17 protein-coding genes and 2 pseudogenes are annotated in these 17,180 nt (G+C 63.9%); 3 read left to right on the top strand and 16 right to left on the bottom strand.

Translation table 11 applies throughout. The annotated features are described in order from the left end of the window. Window positions 1-23: 23 nt before the first annotated feature. From GTK09_RS20545 to GTK09_RS27595, 7 genes and pseudogenes are all read right to left on the bottom strand, one after another. A complete protein-coding gene (locus GTK09_RS20545) occupies window positions 24-3,200 on the bottom strand; it encodes an efflux RND transporter permease subunit (RefSeq protein ID WP_163465270.1) in 3,177 nt (1,058 codons plus the stop codon). Further along, window positions 3,197-4,687, bottom strand: a complete 1,491-nt coding sequence (locus tag GTK09_RS20540) for an efflux RND transporter periplasmic adaptor subunit (RefSeq protein ID WP_176222952.1) — start codon at window positions 4,685-4,687, stop codon at window positions 3,197-3,199. Before GTK09_RS20540 ends, GTK09_RS20545 begins: the two co-directional genes overlap by 4 nt. Next, window positions 4,687-5,091, bottom strand: coding sequence for a FixH family protein (locus GTK09_RS20535; protein WP_083591628.1), 405 nt, complete (start codon window positions 5,089-5,091; stop codon window positions 4,687-4,689). Before GTK09_RS20535 ends, GTK09_RS20540 begins: the two co-directional genes overlap by 1 nt. A gap of 125 nt (window positions 5,092-5,216) precedes the next feature. Next, window positions 5,217-5,567, bottom strand: coding sequence for a hypothetical protein (locus tag GTK09_RS20530; RefSeq protein ID WP_083591629.1), 351 nt, complete (start codon window positions 5,565-5,567; stop codon window positions 5,217-5,219). A 134-nt stretch (window positions 5,568-5,701) separates the two neighbouring features. Next, window positions 5,702-7,015, bottom strand: coding sequence for a type II toxin-antitoxin system HipA family toxin (locus tag GTK09_RS20525; RefSeq protein WP_083591630.1), 1,314 nt, complete (start codon window positions 7,013-7,015; stop codon window positions 5,702-5,704). Then, window positions 7,015-7,401, bottom strand: a complete 387-nt coding sequence (locus GTK09_RS20520; protein WP_083591631.1) for a helix-turn-helix domain-containing protein — start codon at window positions 7,399-7,401, stop codon at window positions 7,015-7,017. Before GTK09_RS20520 ends, GTK09_RS20525 begins: the two co-directional genes overlap by 1 nt. Window positions 7,402-7,573: 172 nt before the next feature. After that, window positions 7,574-7,880 (bottom strand): annotated as a pseudogene (locus GTK09_RS27595) (IS21 family transposase); the annotation flags it as partial. Window positions 7,881-8,134: 254 nt separating this feature from the next. Between GTK09_RS27595 and GTK09_RS20515 the strand changes: the two are divergent. From GTK09_RS20515 to GTK09_RS20505, 3 genes are all read left to right on the top strand, one after another. Next, entirely contained in the window at window positions 8,135-9,571 is a 1,437-nt protein-coding gene (locus GTK09_RS20515; protein ID WP_083591651.1) for a DUF7125 family protein, read from the top strand. A 71-nt stretch (window positions 9,572-9,642) separates the two neighbouring features. Then, complete coding sequence (locus GTK09_RS20510; RefSeq protein ID WP_163465291.1) at window positions 9,643-10,617, top strand: sensor histidine kinase; 975 nt, start codon at window positions 9,643-9,645, stop codon at window positions 10,615-10,617. Between the two features lie 22 nt (window positions 10,618-10,639). Continuing rightward, a complete protein-coding gene (locus GTK09_RS20505) occupies window positions 10,640-11,041 on the top strand; it encodes a response regulator (protein ID WP_163465269.1) in 402 nt (133 codons plus the stop codon). Between the two features lie 43 nt (window positions 11,042-11,084). Here the strand turns inward: GTK09_RS20505 and GTK09_RS20500 are convergent, their stop codons facing one another. The 9 genes and pseudogenes from GTK09_RS20500 to GTK09_RS20460 form a co-directional block, all read right to left on the bottom strand. After that, a complete protein-coding gene (locus GTK09_RS20500; protein WP_163465268.1) occupies window positions 11,085-11,354 on the bottom strand; it encodes a WGR domain-containing protein in 270 nt (89 codons plus the stop codon). Then, a complete protein-coding gene (locus GTK09_RS20495; protein WP_163465267.1) occupies window positions 11,351-11,920 on the bottom strand; it encodes a recombinase family protein in 570 nt (189 codons plus the stop codon). Before GTK09_RS20495 ends, GTK09_RS20500 begins: the two co-directional genes overlap by 4 nt. A gap of 71 nt (window positions 11,921-11,991) precedes the next feature. Continuing rightward, window positions 11,992-12,302, bottom strand: a pseudogene (locus GTK09_RS27590) (YnfA family protein); the annotation flags it as partial. 71 nt (window positions 12,303-12,373) lie between these two features. Continuing rightward, window positions 12,374-13,027 carry a DsbA family protein gene (locus tag GTK09_RS20485; protein ID WP_163465266.1) on the bottom strand — a complete coding sequence of 218 codons (654 nt, stop codon included), beginning with the start codon at window positions 13,025-13,027 and terminating at the stop codon, window positions 12,374-12,376. Beyond that, window positions 13,024-13,512: a disulfide bond formation protein B gene (locus GTK09_RS20480; protein WP_163465265.1), complete on the bottom strand. Its 489-nt coding sequence runs from the start codon at window positions 13,510-13,512 to the stop codon at window positions 13,024-13,026. Before GTK09_RS20480 ends, GTK09_RS20485 begins: the two co-directional genes overlap by 4 nt. 108 nt (window positions 13,513-13,620) lie before the next feature. Further along, window positions 13,621-14,340 (bottom strand): ZIP family metal transporter, encoded by a 720-nt coding sequence (locus tag GTK09_RS20475; protein ID WP_083591516.1) that lies wholly within the window; start codon window positions 14,338-14,340, stop codon window positions 13,621-13,623. Between the two features lie 78 nt (window positions 14,341-14,418). Continuing rightward, on the bottom strand, window positions 14,419-15,444 hold the full coding sequence (locus tag GTK09_RS20470; RefSeq protein ID WP_163465264.1) for a cation diffusion facilitator family transporter: 1,026 nt from the start codon (window positions 15,442-15,444) through the stop codon (window positions 14,419-14,421). Then, complete coding sequence (locus tag GTK09_RS20465; protein WP_163465263.1) at window positions 15,371-16,351, bottom strand: cytochrome c oxidase assembly protein; 981 nt, start codon at window positions 16,349-16,351, stop codon at window positions 15,371-15,373. Before GTK09_RS20465 ends, GTK09_RS20470 begins: the two co-directional genes overlap by 74 nt. A gap of 113 nt (window positions 16,352-16,464) precedes the next feature. After that, window positions 16,465-17,010: a DsbA family protein gene (locus tag GTK09_RS20460; RefSeq protein ID WP_312869932.1), complete on the bottom strand. Its 546-nt coding sequence runs from the start codon at window positions 17,008-17,010 to the stop codon at window positions 16,465-16,467. Window positions 17,011-17,180: the final 170 nt, after the last annotated feature.

Genomic DNA, 17,180 nt, shown 5'->3' with positions numbered 1-17,180 from the left:
ATTATCCACGTGATCGATCGCGCTCATGCGTGCACCTCTTCGGATCCCTGTCTGACCGACGCGACGTCCCGGCTGACCGCACCGCCCGCCTTCGGCAAGCGCCATCCCTTCACCAGCGCGAACACGGCCGGGATGACGACGAGCGTCAGGACGGTCGAAGAAGCCATGCCGCCGATCATCGGCACCGCGATCCTCTGCATCACCTCCGAGCCTGAACCATGGCTCCACAGGATCGGCAGGAGCCCCGCGGTAATGGCCACCACGGTCATCATCTTCGGCCTGACTCGCTCAACGGCGCCGATCATGATGGCGTCCCGCAAGGATTCACGGTCGAAGGCCCTGCCCTCGGCCTCGCACCGTGCGCGGACCTCCGCGACGGCGTGCTGGAGGTAGATCAGCATGATCACGCCTGTCTCGGCCGCGACGCCCGAAAGGGCAATGAAACCCACTGCCACGGCGACCGACATGTTGAAGCCGAGCCACCACATCAACCAGACGCCGCCGACCACCGCGAACGGCAGGGACAGCATGACGATCAGCGTCTCCGTCATGGACCGGAAGTTCAGGTAGAGCAGGAGGAAGATCAGGAGCAGCGTGACGGGAACGACGACCTTCAGCCTAGCCTCCGCTCGCTGGAGGTACTCGAATTGCCCGCTCCAGGCGACATAGGTGCCGCGCGGAAACGTCACTCCCTTGGCCACCGCCTCCTGCGCCTCCGCGACGTAGCCGCCGAGGTCCCGCCCGGCGATGTCGACGAAGACGTAGATCGCGAGCTGGCCGTTCTCGGTCCTGATCGAGGTCGCCCCACGCGTCAGCTCGACCTTGGCGACCTCGCCGAGCGGAACCGCGCCTCCGCCGGGCAGCGCGATCTGCACGTCCCTCGCGACGGCGTCGGGGTCGGAGCGCAGGTCCCGCGGATAGCGGATCACGACGCCGTACCGCTCGCGTCCCTCCACGGTCGTCGTCACCGTCTCAGCGCCGAGCGCCATCCCGATCGTCTCCTGCACCGCACCGACGGACAGCCCGTAGCGACCGAGCGCCTGCCGGTCGGGAACGATGTCCAGGAAATAACCTCCGACCACCCGCTCGGCGTAGGCGCTGGACGTTCCCGGCACGTCCTTCAGCACGCGCTCGATGTCCCTCGCCGCCGCTTCCATTTCGGTGAGATCCGTGCCGAACACCTTCACGCCGACGGGAGTCCGGATGCCCGTCGAGAGCATGTCGATGCGGGCGCGGATCGGCATCGTCCAGGCGTTCGAAACGCCGGGGAACTGGAGGGCCTTGTCCATCTCGGCCTTGAGGCTGTCGACTGTGACGCCCGGCCGCCATTCCTCCTCCGGCTTCAGGTTGATCAGCGTCTCGAACATCTCCGTCGGGGCGGGATCGGTGGCGGTCTGCGCCCTGCCGGCCTTGCCGTAGACCGAGGCGACCTCGGGAAACGACTTGATGATGCGGTCCTGCGTCTGGAGAAGCTCGGCGGCCTTGGTCACCGACAGCCCCGGGAGCGTCGTCGGCATGTACATCAGCGTCCCCTCGTTGAGGTTCGGCATGAACTCGGACCCGATCTGCCGGGCCGGCCAGACCGTCACGCCGAGCGCGACCACGGCAAGGAGGATGGTCAGGGTCTTCGCCCGCAGGACGCCGCGTATGACTGGGCGATAGACCCAGATCAAGAAGCGGTTCACGGGATTGCGGTGCTCGGGCACGATGCGCCCGCGCACGAAGAGGACCATCAGCGCCGGAACCAGGGTCACCGACAGGATCGCCGCCGCCGCCATGGCGAAGGTCTTGGTGAAGGCCAGCGGCCCGAACAGGCGCCCCTCCTGCGACTCCAGCGTGAAGATCGGCAGGAAAGAGACCGTGATCACGAGGAGGCTGAAGAACAGCGCGGGCCCAACCTCGCTCGCAGCATCAACCAGGACCTCCACCCGCGGCTTGCCGGGCGACGCCCGCTCCAGATGCTTGTGGGCGTTCTCGATCATGACGATGGCGGCGTCGATCATCGCGCCGACGGCGATGGCGATGCCGCCGAGACTCATGATGTTGGAGCCGAGCCCCATCAGCTTCATTGCGCCGAAGGCCATCAGGATCCCGACGGGCAGCATGAGGATGGCGACGAGCGCGCTCCTGAGGTGGAGGAGGAACACCACGCAAACGAGCGCGACGATGAGGCTCTCCTCGAGGAGCGTGCCCTTCAGAGTCTCGATGGCCCGCTCGATGAGCTGCGAGCGGTCGTAGACGGGCAGGATCTCGGTTCCAGCCGGAAGGCTCGGCAGGATGGCCGCGAGCTTCGCCTTCACGTCGCCGATCACGTCGAGGGCGTTGGCCCCGTAGCGTTGCATGACGATGCCGCTCGCGACCTCGCCGTCCCCGTTCAGCTCCGTGATGCCCCGGCGCTCGTCGGGCGTGGTCTCGACCCGGGCGACGTCGCCGAGCCGCAGCGGCACGCCGCCGGAACTCATGAGGACGACGTCCTCGAGGTCCTTCACGCCTTTGAGGTAGCCTCGGCCGCGGATCATGAACTCTGTCTCGGCCATCTCTATCGTCCGGCCGCCGACGTTCATGTTGCTGGCCGCGACGGCCTGCCGGATCATATCCAGGCTGACGCCCTGCGCCCGCATGCGGTTGGGATCGACCACGATCGCGTACTGCTTCACGAAGCCGCCGACGCTCGCGACCTCGGCGACGCCGTCCGCGTCCGAGGCGGCGAAGCGCACGACCCAGTCCTGCATGGACCGAAGCTCGGCGAGCGTCTTGTCCTTGGCGACCAGGGCATACTGGTAGACCCAGCCGACGCCCGTCGCATCCGGCCCGAGGGTCGGGGTCACGCCGGCAGGAAGGCGACGCCCCGCCGCGTTCAGGAACTCGAGGACGCGGCTTCGGGCGAAGTAGGGATCGGTGCCGTCCTCGAACACGACGTAGACGAAGGACACGCCGAAGAAGGAGAAGCCGCGCACGACCTTGGACCTGGGCACCGTCAGCATCGCGGTCGTCAGCGGATAAGTGACCTGGTCCTCGACGACCTGCGGCGCTTGGCCGGGAAACTCGGTGTAGACGATCACCTGGATGTCGGAGAGGTCGGGGATCGCATCGAGCGGCAGCGTCTTCAGGGCGTAGAGGCCGCCCGCGACGGCAAAGAGCGTGCCGACGAGGACTAGGACTAGATTCCTCGTCGACCATGCGATCATGCGGGCGATCACGGCCGTGCCTCGGCCATCGGAGCCTGCTCGGGCATCTTGTGATCGAGGGCGGACAGGGCCGCCTTGATGTTGCTCTCGGCGTCGATCAAAAAGTTCGCGCCGACGACGACGCGGTCGCCCTCCTCCACGCCCTTCGCGATCGCGGTCATGTCCGTCCCCCGGACACCCACCTCCACGGGCCGCGGCTCGAAGCGGCCTCCGCCGCGATCGAGAATGACGACCTGCCGCGACCCCGTGTCGAGGACGGCGTCGTTCGGGACCGCGACTACGGCCTCGCCCGTCCCGGTGTCGATGCCGACGTCGGCATACATGTCCGGCAGCAGGAGTCCGTCGGGGTTGGTGACCTCGATGCGCATCTTCACCGTCCGTGTCTCGGGCGAGACCTGCGGGTAAACGAGGTCGACGCGGCCGTCGAACGTCCGGCCGGGCAACCCCCGAAACGCCGCTGTCACGGTGCTGCCGAGCCGGACCGAACCGACCTCGCGTTCCGGCACGTCCGCGACGACCCAGACCCGCGAGACGTCGGCGAGGCGGAATAGGACATCTCCCGCCTCCGTCATCATGCCGTCGACGGCGGCACGCTCCAGGACGAGCCCGTCACGCGGCGCCGTCCAGGTCATGGACTGCGGCACCTTGCCCGTCCGCTCCATCTCGGTGATGGCTTCCTCGGGAACGCCGAGGTTGCGGAGCTTCAGGCCGGCTCCGCCCGATCTCGCCGCGCCGCCGCTCTTCAGCTCAATGACGTACTGCGCGCCGGCGGCCGCCATTTCGGGGGAATAGAGCCGAACAAGCGGCTGCCCCTTGCTGACGGCCGATCCCGTGGTGACGTCGGCGACCTCCTCGACGAAGGCGTCGGCACGCGTCGCGACGACGGACACCATGCGCTCGTCGAGCTTCACCACGCCGGGCACCCGCAACGGGCGGCCGACGACCTGCCGGGACACCTGCTCCGAACGGAAACCCGTCCTCTGTAGCCGCCCCGGGGAGATCGTGACGACGCCCTCCTCCTCTTCCGGCCCCTCGTAGACCGGGATGTAGTCCATCCCCATCGAGTCCCTCTTCGGCACCGGCGAGGTGTCGGGCAGGCCCATCGGGTTCCGGTAGTAGCGGACCTTCCTGTCCCCGGTCGCGCCGTCCACCATGGCAGGCGTCGGTGCCGCCGCGACCGCCGCCGACGCCGGACCCGCCCCGTCCTCGTGGACGGGAACGAACTCCCGCCCGTCGTCGGTTGTCTTCGGCTTAGCGGAATAGCTCGGTGTCCCGTCGGGGTCGCGCCAGTAGAGGATGGGCAAGGAGGTGGGGGCGGCCTTCGGGCCTACCGGCATCTCCCCTACGATCGCCCGCTCGAGACGAACGGGCGCGGCGCCGGGCGATCCGAGCATCTCCTCGAGCCGGGCAACCGTCACTCCGGCCTGCCCCGCCCAATAGCCTCCCGCCCCCGCCGCCACGACGGCGACGAGGGTGAGGCCGCCAAGGACCGTCCGCATCACTCGGTCGCCTGGAGGACGACCTCGTTCTTCAATGTGCCTTCCTCGCCCTGGATCTTGGCCCCGAGCGAGATCCGCCAGCCGCCTTCCATAACTAGGGCGACCTTGAAGCGGTAGACGCCGGGTTCGTCCGAAGGAACCGCCTCGATGGGCGTCGTCATCGTCTCCATGCCGTCGGGCGCCATGTCGGCACGCGTCTCGAAGACGACGGCGTCGGGGACGGTTTTGCCCGTGCGCTTGTCAACGAGCCGGACGGCGACGACGGCGTCCTTCCCGGACTTCACCTTGGTCTCGACGAGCTGGAACTCGTAGTCCGTCATCGCCGCGAGCGCGGACGCCCCGAGCCCGAACGACACGAGGGTTGCGATCGCCGCCGCGGCGACGCGCATGTTTATCTTCTTCATGGTCTTCGATCCTGATCGACCCGTCCGCGGCTTCGCCTGCGGGAGGTGGGTCATGTGTCAAACGTCAGCATCGGCGCGGAAGGCTCCGCACCGTTCAAACGACGCCACGGCGTCGGCTGGGTCGATCAGGTCTTGGGAGGTCGCGGAGGCGGTTCGTGCCCGAGCGAGGCGAGGAGGTCGTCGAGGTCCGGCATTCCCTCATCCTGGCGGATGAGGTCCGAGATGACGCGGAGTTCAGCCGCTGCCGATGCGGGAACGCACTGCTGCATGCAGGTAGCCATCGTCGGGCACGCCGACTTGTCGCACGTGCTGGACAGGTCCGGCTTTTCCGGTGGACAACAGTCCATGTCGCCGCTGGAGGAGTCCGTGGACGTTCCGGTCATGGACATGCCGGCCATCTGCCCGGCATCCGGAACGCTGCCGCCCATGGCCATCGTCCCGCCGAACGGCACGGCGAGCAGTGCCAGCAGGATCATGGCGACGAGGCATCGCAGGACGGGCGGACGGTTCATCTCCCCAGACTGCCACATGACGCGGCGCGGGAACAGTGCGCACGAGCGGCAACTCGCCCGTTGGCGTCCTGCCGGGTTCATGTGCCGCAGGCTCCGGCTCACGGCGTGAGCGCTCCCGCCGGCGGCGGGACGTTCCTCGGCACCTGCGTCGACTTGAGGGAAACGGCCTTGTCCATCTCTTCGTGCTCGAACGCCGCCCGATACGTTCGGATGTCCTCGCGGTCCATGCCGAACTCGCGGGCCAGGCCTTCCCAACTTTGGGATACGGTCTCCGCCATCGACCCGAGGACCGCCGCCGCATCGTCTTCGGAAAGGTCGAAGAACGCGGCATGCCAGACAAGCGCCTCGATGCTGGCGTCGGGACCGGAGATCTCCGAGATGGCGGTCTTCAGCTCGCGATGGCGCTCGGGAGCGGGATTGACGTCGAACATGTGGGACAGGCGCCAGCGGCCCCTGCCGTCGTACAGGAAGCCGTGGTTCTTCAGGTGGTCGTCGACGTTCGAGACGAGGATCGTGAACCCGATCCGGCCGAAGAGTTCGGCGAGGTCCCGCGCGGGATCGTCGGAATGCTGGCGGATCGCCTCCGCGAGCTGCGTGTAGGTGCCGGATGTGGCGTCAGGCGCGTCCAGCATCGTCTGCGCCGAGATGTACGGAACGCGGCCCGCTCCCTGTCGATCGAACCGCCGGATGAGCGCGACGGGGAGGTCGCCGCTCGTGTCGAGGCGCGCGGGCGGCGCGTTCAGCCCGGTCAGTCGCGCGAGGTTGAGCGTCAGGACCTCGGCCTTCTCGACCGGATACGTGTCGTGGACCGACGTGAACTTGGCGATCAGCAGAGACCCGTCCGCGTCTATGACGGAGCATTTGGGTCGCGCACCGCCGAGGGCGCTGCCGATCTGGCGAAGGCGTTTCAATCCCGCGGCGGTCTGGGGATCCTGCTTCTCGAGGCTCTCGATGGACTGGCCGAGCTGGCCGAGTTCGAGGAGCGGCGGGATTTCGTGCCGCCCCGACGGGTGGGACGCCAAAAAATTTGACCCGTCCGCTTCCTCGCGGAACCGCAGGGCTCCCATCCGGCTGAAGTCGTCGACCGCAAGGAGGTAGTCGAACTCGTGGAGGGGACGCGTGTCCTCACGGTTCTCCCGGGCGTCGCGCCGGATGATGTTGCGTCCCCAGGAGTCGGGCGTCGTGTCCACCAGGGCGAGCGGAAGCGGGGAAACGTGGTTTCCCTCCTTTCGGAAGAAGCGCCTGTTGCGGTCGAGCGGCATCGACGGGACGATGGCGAACCCGCGCGGGCTCTCGATCCATTCGTCGTCGTACTGGAAGCTGCTGAACTCCCGGTTTCCCTGCGCGTCGAAGCTCAGGGTGCCGACCGTCAGCCCGCGGTCTCCGATGCAGACCTTGAGTGTCCTCGCCATCAGAATGCCTCGCCGATGGCATCGTCGTCCGACGGAGACACGGATCCGCTCGAAGACCCGCTGGACGCGACCTTCTTGCGCGGGGACCTCACACGCTTCGGCAGGCCCTGCTGCTCGAGCATCAGCCCCACGTCGTCAGCGCTCGCGTCGAGGAGCTGCGCCAGGCGCCGTCCCTCGCCGAGGACCACGAGGACCATTGCCAAGGTCGCAAGGGAAACGCCGGGATCGCCACTCTCGAGGCGCCTGATCGTCGGAAGCGACACCCCGGCACCCTCGGCGAGACGCCTCTGCGTGAACTGCCGACGTTTCCGGGCGGCGCTCACGTCCTCGCCGAGCTTCTTCAAGCCGTTCGCAGCCAATAGCGATGGGAGAGTAGGCTTGTTCATAACGCAACGCATCTATCACCCATGCGCTCCTTAAGCAATATCAACGTTTCTTTAGGAAGCCTCTAACCTTTGACCGGACGCCCGGTAAAGCTGCCCGGTGCCCGGTTCCGCGATCGATCAGGCCGCGATCTTCGCAGATGACCACGGATCTCGTTCTCGATTTTGACCCGAATGCGAACCCGGCTACCCGGTTGTAGGAACCGGTGAATCCGAGAGTGACGAGATCGGCATGTAAGTGCGTCAAAGGCCGGCGCTGCTTACGTGACTTTGACACCTCGGCCTTCAGCCAGCCCGCAAGCTTGTCGGCGAACCGGGTCGAGCTTACTGGCACGCATTGGCACCGAGAACTTTGGCTCGATCGTGCCAGCCTTTAGATACTTCTTGATGGTGTTCCGAGAGAGCCCGGTCAGCATGGCGATCTCATTCTCACGCGCTCGGGTAGCGCATTGCGTCAGACCCCTTATTCCACGCCGATTCACAATGGGCGACAGGAATCACCGACTTGCAATGGCAGGTGATCGGCTTCCGCTTGGCAGAACCTGGATCTCCTTCTCGGTGGCAACTGCCTGCGTTAGCCTCTAGTCGCTTGTGTTGATGCGTCTTGGAATTCCGCTTCGACGATGCCGACGAGATGGCGCCGTAGCGCAAGAGCTTGGCCTTGCAATCTTGAACGCAGTCAACGATGAGGAACAATCGTTCAGGCGTTCGTCTGGACTTGGTCGCCGGAGGTAGAATGACCAAGAGCTCGATCCAGCCGCCGATCTCCTCCGGTATCTCAGGCCTCGACGAAATCCTGCGCGGGGGGTTGCCGCCGTCCAACCTCTATATGCTCCAGGGCGCTCCTGGTGCCGGTAAGACGACCGCCGCCCTGCAGTTTTTGCGGGCCGGCGTCGCGGCAGGTGAGAAATGCATCTATGTCAGTCTGTCGCAGACGAAGACGGAACTGGAATCCATCGCCTTCTCGCACGGGTGGACGATGGACGGTATCAGGGTTGAGGAGCTATCGGCCTCCGACAGTGTCAACGGCACCTCGGACCAGACGATTTTCCAGACCGCTGAACTGCGGCTCGACGAAACGCGCCAGGCGATCGAGCGTGCCATTGATGAGCACAAACCGAGCCGTCTCGTTTATGATTCGCTTCTTGAGATCCGCCTCATCACCGGCGATACGCCACGCTTTCGACGCGAATTGATTGGCTTCAAGGCCTTTCTGGCGAAGCGCAACGTCGTTGCCATTTTGCTCGACACGCAGAATGGCGAGACGATGAACGGCGAGGAGGTGGAGGGCATTGCCCATGGCGTCATCCGCTTCCACAAGTCGCTAGAGGACTACGGCGGGGTGCGCCGGCGGATCGAAGTCAGCAAAATGCGAGGCGTGCCGATCGCCGACGGATTCCATGACATGGCGATCCGAGAAGGCCAGGGCGTCGTGGTCTTTCCGCGCATTATTCCCGGCGCGGTCGCCGAACAGACCAAGCCCGAGCTCATAAAGTCCGGCGTTGCGATGCTGGACAATATGTTTGGGGGCGGCCAGGAGGCCGGCACCATCACGCTCGTCATTGGACAGGCCGGAACGGGCAAATCAACGATGGCGTCGCTTTACGCCACTGCCGCGCTCGACCGGGGAGAAAGCGTGGCTCTGTTCCTCTTCGAGGAGCGGCTCGAGACGTTTTTTCGCAGGTCAGAGGGACTTGGGATGAACCTGCGCCCTTTCTACGAAAGCGGCAAGCTGATCATCCGTGATTTCAATCCGAACGACATCTCTCCTGGAGAATTTGCCCAGGTAGTGCAGGGTATTGTGTCGTCAGAGAAGTCGCGTGTTGTCGTCATCGATAGCTTTACGGGATACCTCAACTCCTTGCCGAATCGCGACAAGGCGGTGCGGGACATCCAATCGCTGCTGAAGTACCTGGCCCGGGCCGGGGTGCTGACAATGCTAATTGTCGCCCAGCACGGCCTGCTCGGGCAGAACGTTGCGATCGACGTCGATGTCAGCTTCCTTGGCGATACCGTTCTGCTCCTGCGCATTTCGGAGCACGATGGGCGGCTGCGGCGCAATATTACCGTCGTCAAGAAGCGGCATGGCCCGCACGACCTGGACGTCCATGAACTTTTTATCCAGAGTTCGGGCATCACTGTCGTGCCCTATAATCCGCTTCCGGAAGCGTGAGCGATCCAGAATTAGACGACGTTTCGGCGCTGGACCATGTACTGGTCCTAGCGCCCTATCGCAGCGACGCGATGTTTTTGAGCAAAATGCTCCGTGAGTATGACCTTCGAGTCGTCGTTACATCCGGAATTAGCGACTTAGTCGCCTGCCTTTCCGCAGCACCAGGTGTCCTTCTCCTGACGCACGAAGCGCTGACGCCGGCGGTACTGGACGCCATCGCAGCCCATCTTGCTGCCCAACAGGCTTGGTCCGAGATGCCGATCGTCGTCCTGCTCGATCGCGGCTCACCCGACGGCCGGATCAAGGCCGCGCTCAGCCATGCATGGCCGCGGTCGCGCCAGTTGTTCTACAAGCGACCAATCACGGCCGTCGAATTGGTCAGCGGTGTCCAATCGGCGCTCCTAGCCCGACTAAGGCAGCGCGACGTTCGTGATCACATCTTCCGCGAGATCGAATTGAGGCGCGAACTGAACCACCGCGTAAAGAACATCCTTGCCAGCGTGACATCGATTTTTGAAATGACCCGGCGCGGCGCTACGTCGATGGACGGGCTCGCAGAGGATTTTCGTGGCCGACTGGGTGCGCTGGACAAGGTGCACTCAGCTGTTTTTCGCGCCGACGGCGAGGTCGTGTCGATTGGGGAGATCGTCAGCCTCACCTTCGATCCCTATCGTCAAGTCGGTTTTGAGCGCATCGCAGCGGGCGGGCCTACGGTCACATTGAGCCGCGAGGCTGGAACGACTCTCGCCTTGTGCCTGCATGAGCTGTCGACGAATGCGATCAAGTACGGGGCTTTATCGCGACCCGAAGGGCAGGTGGCGTTTGAATGGTCAGTGACGGAAAGCGAGCCTAGGGAGTTGTCTATGACATGGCTCGAGAGTGGGGGGCCGCCTGTGGAGGAACCCTCGCGCGCCGGTTACGGGACGCGCTACCTGCGATCGGCGCTGAAGGGAATGCTGGGACGGGCCCCGAATATTACGTTCGACCGTGGCGGATTGCGGTGTGAGGCAGGGGGGCTCCTTTCACGAGTGGTAGGCAACCCGTGAAAGCGCAGTGCGTTGCCATCATATGAAACACGCCGTATCTGCAAGCTCTGGGCCTCTGCACATCCTCTACATCGAGGACAACCCATTGATCGTGTTCCATGTTGAGCAGATGATCGAGGATTTGGGGCATGTGTTCGTGGGTTCGCTTGCGAGCTTCGAAGCTCTCAAAGCCGAATATGACGGCATGACATTCGATGGCGCCCTGATAGATATCGATCTGACGGACGGGCGAACCGGCCCCTTGGCAGCGGAATGGCTGCACCATCGCGGCATTCCGTCGATGTTTCTGACCGGTCAGGCAGATGTCGCGTCTGGATATGGGCATGTTTCGCTCGGGACCCTAAGCAAACCTGTCGACATGGATAAACTTGCAGAGGCGTTGGAGCTGTTTCGCCGGAAGCCGGGCCCTGATCCTCATGGCTAGACGGAGCGTCTCCGAAATCGGAAACTTGCGCCAACCGTCCGCATCAGACATAGCCGCGGCACGTCTTCACCCGCCGCAGGCGCCGGTACTCTTCCAAGGCCTCATCGACCGTTGCGAAGAATTGCCGCATGACCCGGCCACCACTGCCGATCCGACCATATTCGCGCACCAAGCAATAGCCGCCGAACAGGGTCGGCTCGATCGCTAGGACGTAGAAGCGCGACATGCGCTGCTTCGGATCGACCCGGCAGAGGTAGAGCCGCGGCGGCAGGGAGGCGACCAATCTGTCCAGGAGGTTGAGCTGCGCCGTCATGGCTGCAGCCTCGCAATGGTCTGGTGACTGACGTTGAACGAGCGCGCGATCGACGTATGCGCTTCGCCGTTAGCCCGGCGTTCAAGGGCTTCGGCCTTTTGTGCTGCAGTCAGTTTTGGTCTTCGTCCCATCTTCACCCCGCGCGCCTTGGCGCGAGCGCGGCCCTCGGCCGTGCGCGTCTTGATCAGATCCCGCTCGACGTCGGCGAGACCGCCGAGCACGGCGAGCATGAGACGGCCGGTGCTGTCGTCGGTGTCGGCCCAAGGCTGAGCGAGTGACCGAAACCGCGCGCCGGCATCGACAATGCGCTTGACGATGGCGAACATGTCGAAGGTCGAACGGGCCAGGCGGTCGATGCGCGTCACCACCAGCTCGTCGCCAGGACCAAGGGTGGCGAGGAGCTTCATCAGCTCCTTGCGGTCGGCCTTCGCGCCGGAGACTTTTTCCCGGAAGACGGTGGTGCAGCCAGCGGCGTGCAGCTCCTCGAGCTGCGCCTCAAGGGTCTGCCCTACGGTCGAGACACGGGCATAGCCGAACGAGCGGGAAGGGGCGGTACTTTTGTCCATGATTTATGGACAGTGTAACCCATTGAGCGAGCTACGCAACCAAAACTGTCCATAATTCTTGAATTATGTACGGGGGCGAGCAAGATAAGCCCTGCGCCCATGATGCAGACGGTCGCGCCCGTAACGTCCCACCAGTCCGGAGGGTGCCCCTCGGCTAGCCATAGCCAGAGATGGAAGCGACGATGTAAACGCCGCCGTAGGCCGCATAGGTCCGCCCCGCCACCTCACTCTCAACGAGAGTCAACAGGTAGGCAAACAGCGTAAGCGACAATATTCCCGGCACTAGCCACACAGGCGACTTGTCGAGGCGAAGCCATGCCCAAAAGGCGAAGCATCCAGCAATTTCAGCGAGGGCAGGGCCCGCATAGGCAAAAAAGGTCAACATAGCTGACTTTTTCCCATGCGGCCTTATGTATGGCAATTCCTACACTCCGAAAGCACACAAATGCGAATTTACGACCCGTCGTTGTTTGTTGGGATTTCGCTCACGATAAGATCGTAGAGCTGTTGAGGACCAAACTCTGTCAGCGGCTTTCCGTTGACGAAAAAGGTTGGTGTTCTTTGGATTTTGGCAGCTTCCATATCCTTAACATCCTGCCGGAGTACTTCCGCGATCTCCGGCGACGCCGCATCTCTCTTGGCGCGGTCGATATCGAGGCCGGCGGCTCCGGCGATGTTCCACGCCTTGTCAAGATCGGGAGCACCGTGGACCGCCCATTCGGCCTGACGAGCTAGTAGGGCCTCCAGAACGGTTTCAAACATGTTTTGACGCCGGGCAGCTTCAACGATGCGGACCACCTCGTCCGAGCCCTCGTGAAGTGGGGTATAGCGCAAGACCAACTTAACATCGTCCGGGTGGGCGGCCAGGATCTGCTTCATGATCGGATAAAAGGCTCGGCACGCCTCGCAAGAGGGATCAAAGAACTCCACCACGGTTACCGGCGCGTCCGCCGTGCCGATAACGGGCGAATGAGAGCGGATGAGTTGGCTTCCCCCAGCCGCCGCGAGAGCTTCAGCGCTGCGCTGGCGCCCATACAGGACAGCAGACCCGGCGAACGCGGCAACCGCCAGAAGGGCGGTCGTGGATACGAGAGTTCGGCGGTTCATGGGCGATAAGGCCTGCGCGAAAGTAGGAGAAACGTAGCGATGAGCGCGAATGCCGCGAACGAGAGAAGCGGAAGCGGTAAACCGCTGAGGACTGTCATATCGGCGCTCGCACAAGAAGGCCCCTGTCTGCAAGGTTCGATCGCCTCCGGCATAACGCCGAGATAGATCAGGCCGTGGAAGCCGGCAATCAGACCTCCGATCACCGCGATAGGGAAGGCGTAGCGCCATATGCTTGTGTCGCCACGGAACGCCGCAATGGCCAGGATAACCGCCAGCGGGAACATGAAGGCTCGCTGGTGCCAACAAAGGTTGCAAGGCACTTGCCCCATCACCTCACCGACGAACAATGCCCCGAGTGTCGAGCCGAGCGCGATCAGCCATGCCGCGAACAACGCTAGCCATGAACCACTTGTCGTCGCTTCGGCCGGAACTTCCGCGCCGTCCGGTTTCTCCCCGGCTGCCGTCGACCCCACGCTTCCGGTCATCGCCGACGCTCTCGACGCATCGTCTCGATCATATTCAACAGCTGATTTTCCTTCCCTAGACTGATTGTGATGCTCGGTCTCTAGCGCGAGCCAGAATTCATTCCATGATCATCCAAGTGAGGTGGAGACTAAGGTAAACAGGGCGAAGCCGCCGAGAAAGGCCATAATCGAGATCTTGCTATCCTCTGCGCTCTCATGGGCTTCCGTAATCATGTCCTCCACGGCCGCCAGCACGAGCGGTGCAGCCGTGAAGACGATGGCGGCCATCTGCAGGGATTCGCTGCGGCCGCGCAGCAGGACATAGGCCAGCGTAGCAGCCAGAAGGACCGGCACCGCGAAGGACACGGAAAGTAAGAGGCGCCTGGTCCGCGGGACATTCTTCCCCTTGAAATTGACCATCGCGGCGAACCCTTCGGGGACGTCGGCCAGAAGCTGGCCGAGCGCCAAGACCAAGGCCAGGCTCGATGATGCAGCGGAGCCCGCCCCGATCAGCAGCCCGTCGCTGAAAAGGTCCATGCAGACGGCGAAATAGATCATCCACATGCCCGAGCCGCCGGCGCCCTGGACGCGGCCGACGACCCAGTCCACGGCCATGTAGAAGGCCCCGCCGAGCAGGAACGACACCGTGAGGCCCCAGCCCGGGACCTTGGAAATCGCCTCCGGCATGATCTCGACCGCGACGACCGCAATGACGATGCCGGCGGCCGCGTGCAGCGCCCAGCTCAGGGCACGCGGTGAGGTTCGGATGAACTCGGCCAGGAGGCCGCCTCCGAAATTGCCGAGCGCCGGCAGGAGCGCAAAGCCGAGAACTGCGAGCAAGCCGCTCATGCGCTTCTCCTCAGTAACACTTCTGATCGCCTGGGCGGCGGAAGAATGGTCAGTGCCTGTCGCTCTCCTCGCATCTTCTCACTCCTGCCGAATAACCGCGCGGTCGTGATCGATAGCATCAGCGAATTCGACCTCGAGCGTCGCATGGTCGATCTTGAAACGCTCTTGCAGCAAGCGCTTGATCCGATGCCTCAGCTCGTCGACTTTGGCGAGATCTCGCTCTTTGGTCGCGATATGGGCTTCCAAGGCGAGGCGCTCCTCATCGGGACGCCAAACATGGACGTGATGAATGTCCTCTACGCCGTCCACGCTCTTCACATCCCGGATCATCCCGTCGAAGTCGAAGTCCTTCGGGGCGCTTTCCATGAGTACACTGATGGTCTTGCGGATCTCGTGATAGCCGTGAATGAAGATGTAGACGGCGATCAGGGCGGTGATCAGCGGGTCAACCCACTTGATGTCGAAGAGAAGGATGAGAACGCCGCCGATGATCACGCCGACCGTCGCCATGGTGTCAGCGATCATGTGCAGGAAGGCGCTCTTCATGTTGAGGCTGCCCTGGTCCTTCGAGAGCACCCACACGGACAGGCCGTCCTCGACGGCGGCGATCGCGCCGACGATGATCATGACCCAGCCACCGACCTCCTGAGGGTTGAAGAACCGGTTGATGGCCTCGTAGAGCAGGTACAGCGCGATCACGAAGAGCGTCGTGAGGTTGATCAACGCCCCGACCGTCTCGGCACGCTTATAGCCGAAGGTGCGCCTCTCATCGGCCTTGCGTCTCGACAGACGCCAGGCGCCATAGGAGATCCCGAGGGTTGCGGCATCGCTGGCGTTGTGGGCCGCGTCTGCGAGCACGGAGAGGCTACCGGAGATCAGGCCGCCGACGATCTGCGCCACGGTGATGCCGACATTGAGCGCAACCGCGATTAGCAGGCGCTTGCCTCGGCCTTCGGCATTGTTTTCGGAGTGGTCGTGCATGGGCCTCATTCCGCTCGTGATCCGGGATGACAAATGGAAGGGACCTTGTTCAGCCCGGTTCCGATTTTGGGTAGGGGCGGACGTCCGAGCGGGCCAGGCGCAGGGCCGGACGTGCGGACTCATACTCGCTTAGAAATGACGGAGCTGAGACGTTTTGCCGCTCGATCTGGCCTAGCCAAGCGGCGAGAAGGAGAACCCCAGCCACGATATAGATCGTGCCGCAGATCACCCACATGATGATACCGGCAATTTGCTGATCCTCGAGCGGCGTCAGGCCCCATGCCAGGGGGCTGTCGCCATAGGCCAAATAGAGCGGTCTCGGCGTGAAGGTGAGGAGTGCACCGAGAAGGCCGGTGTGCATCATGGTCAAGAACGACAGCGCGGCCGTCTCGGCATATCCGGTCCCCCGCCTCCGGCCCGCATGGGCCAGCGCGTGCCAGAACAACAAGCCGCCCACCAGGAAGCTGAGGTGCATGGCGGCATGGACCGCCTCGTTTTCAAGAGCCGCCGCAATGGCGCCCGGAGCATGCCAGCCCCACAAGATAGCTCCTTCCAGGAGGAAGGCTGGAAGCGGCAGGGTCATCCAGGTCCAGAGCGTGCGAACCGGCCGGATCCGGAGCCACGCACCGACATGGCTGCGAAGCTGCCTCGGAACGCTCCAAAGCAGGATCACGGGCCGCCCGAGCCAGAGGAGGGGCGGAACGACAGCGGTCAGGACGATGTGCTGGGCCATATGCGCCGAGAACAGGATCTCGCCGAGCGCGTCGAGAGGCCAGACCATCGCGACAGAAAAGGCCGCCATGCCCGCCGTGAAGCTTGCAACCCCCGACGGGGCGATCCCGCGACCGGCCCCGGCCCGGCGCCACAGCTTTCCGACCCCAAGCGCATATCCGGCGACGATTGCTACAAAGCCAACCAAGACGATCGGATCCAACGTCCAGGCCGCCCACAGATCGGCGGGACCCTCCGGCGGATTGGCCGCATGCGCCTCGGCAAATCGTGGCGACAGCACCATGGCACCGAGAGCCACGATGCTGGTCGCAAGACGCTTGCCTAGTTTGGCCAGTGCCTGACCTTCGCCCGCGGGCCGCGTATCATTTAGCTGTGCCAGCGCAAGTCCTCCGCAATTCGCGTTGCCGCTCTCTATGGCTTTTCCTCAATGATCGCGGCCATCTGGTCGGCGGGAAGCGAGCCTGCATATTTGTCGCCGTTGATGAAGAAGGTGGGCGTCGCGTCGACGCCGAATTCCTGCTGCCCGCGCTCCTGCGTCTCGACGATCTGCTGTTGGAGCTCCTTATTGTTCAGGCAGGCGGTGAAGCTCTCCTGGGTGAAGCCAGCGAGCTTGGCGATGTTCAGGAGCGCGGCGGAGGCGTTCTCAGCCCGCGCCCACTGGTCCTGCTGGTCGAAGAGAACGTCGATCATCGCCGTGCGCTTCTCGTCGTCGCCCGTGCAGCGCGCCAGCATGAAGGCGGCAAGGGCGCGTGGATCGAAGGGGAACTCGCGGATGATCAGCTTCGCCTTGCCGGTGTCGATGTAGTCCTTCTTGATCACAGGATAGCTGCTCTCGTGGAAATTGGCGCAGTGGCCGCAGGTCATCGAGGCGTATTCCACGATCGTCACGGGCGCGTTCGGATCCCCGATCACGATATCCGGCAGCGGGCCCTCGGCCATGAGCTCGGCGACGTCCACAGACCCGGCGGGCTCCGGCGCCTCGACGCCTACGGCTGCCGATGACTCGGCCGTCTGTCCAGTTTGTGCTTCGGCTGCCGATTGTGCTGCCGCGCTCGTGGCTCCAATCGCCGAGCATCCGAGCAGGGCGAGAAGAAGAAGGCCTGGGCCGCGCCCTCTCAACTTGCAGG

Source organism: Jiella pacifica (genome assembly GCF_010500815.1).
Classification (GTDB): domain Bacteria; phylum Pseudomonadota; class Alphaproteobacteria; order Rhizobiales; family Rhizobiaceae; genus Jiella; species Jiella pacifica.
This window is presented reverse-complemented; position numbering and strand designations above follow the sequence as displayed.

Excerpts from the sequence above, each read along its gene's own strand:
- GTK09_RS20470 (WP_163465264.1), bottom strand. The coding sequence starts at position 15,444 with ATGAGTCCGCACGTCCGGCCCTGCGCCTGGCCCGCTCGGACGTCCGCC.
- GTK09_RS20500 (WP_163465268.1), bottom strand. The coding sequence starts at position 11,354 with ATGACGGCGCAGCTCAACCTCCTGGACAGATTGGTCGCCTCCCTGCCG.
- GTK09_RS20540 (WP_176222952.1), bottom strand. The coding sequence starts at position 4,687 with ATGCGGACGGTCCTTGGCGGCCTCACCCTCGTCGCCGTCGTGGCGGCG.
- GTK09_RS20505 (WP_163465269.1), top strand. The coding sequence starts at position 10,640 with ATGAAACACGCCGTATCTGCAAGCTCTGGGCCTCTGCACATCCTCTAC.
- GTK09_RS20475 (WP_083591516.1), bottom strand. The coding sequence starts at position 14,340 with ATGAGCGGCTTGCTCGCAGTTCTCGGCTTTGCGCTCCTGCCGGCGCTC.
- GTK09_RS20525 (WP_083591630.1), bottom strand. The coding sequence starts at position 7,015 with ATGGCGAGGACACTCAAGGTCTGCATCGGAGACCGCGGGCTGACGGTC.
- GTK09_RS20480 (WP_163465265.1), bottom strand. The coding sequence starts at position 13,512 with ATGACCGGAAGCGTGGGGTCGACGGCAGCCGGGGAGAAACCGGACGGC.
- GTK09_RS20530 (WP_083591629.1), bottom strand. The coding sequence starts at position 5,567 with ATGATCCTGCTGGCACTGCTCGCCGTGCCGTTCGGCGGGACGATGGCC.
- GTK09_RS20485 (WP_163465266.1), bottom strand. The coding sequence starts at position 13,027 with ATGAACCGCCGAACTCTCGTATCCACGACCGCCCTTCTGGCGGTTGCC.
- GTK09_RS20515 (WP_083591651.1), top strand. The coding sequence starts at position 8,135 with ATGACCAAGAGCTCGATCCAGCCGCCGATCTCCTCCGGTATCTCAGGC.
- GTK09_RS20520 (WP_083591631.1), bottom strand. The coding sequence starts at position 7,401 with ATGAACAAGCCTACTCTCCCATCGCTATTGGCTGCGAACGGCTTGAAG.
- GTK09_RS20495 (WP_163465267.1), bottom strand. The coding sequence starts at position 11,920 with ATGGACAAAAGTACCGCCCCTTCCCGCTCGTTCGGCTATGCCCGTGTC.
- GTK09_RS20535 (WP_083591628.1), bottom strand. The coding sequence starts at position 5,091 with ATGAAGAAGATAAACATGCGCGTCGCCGCGGCGGCGATCGCAACCCTC.
- GTK09_RS20510 (WP_163465291.1), top strand. The coding sequence starts at position 9,643 with ATGTTTTTGAGCAAAATGCTCCGTGAGTATGACCTTCGAGTCGTCGTT.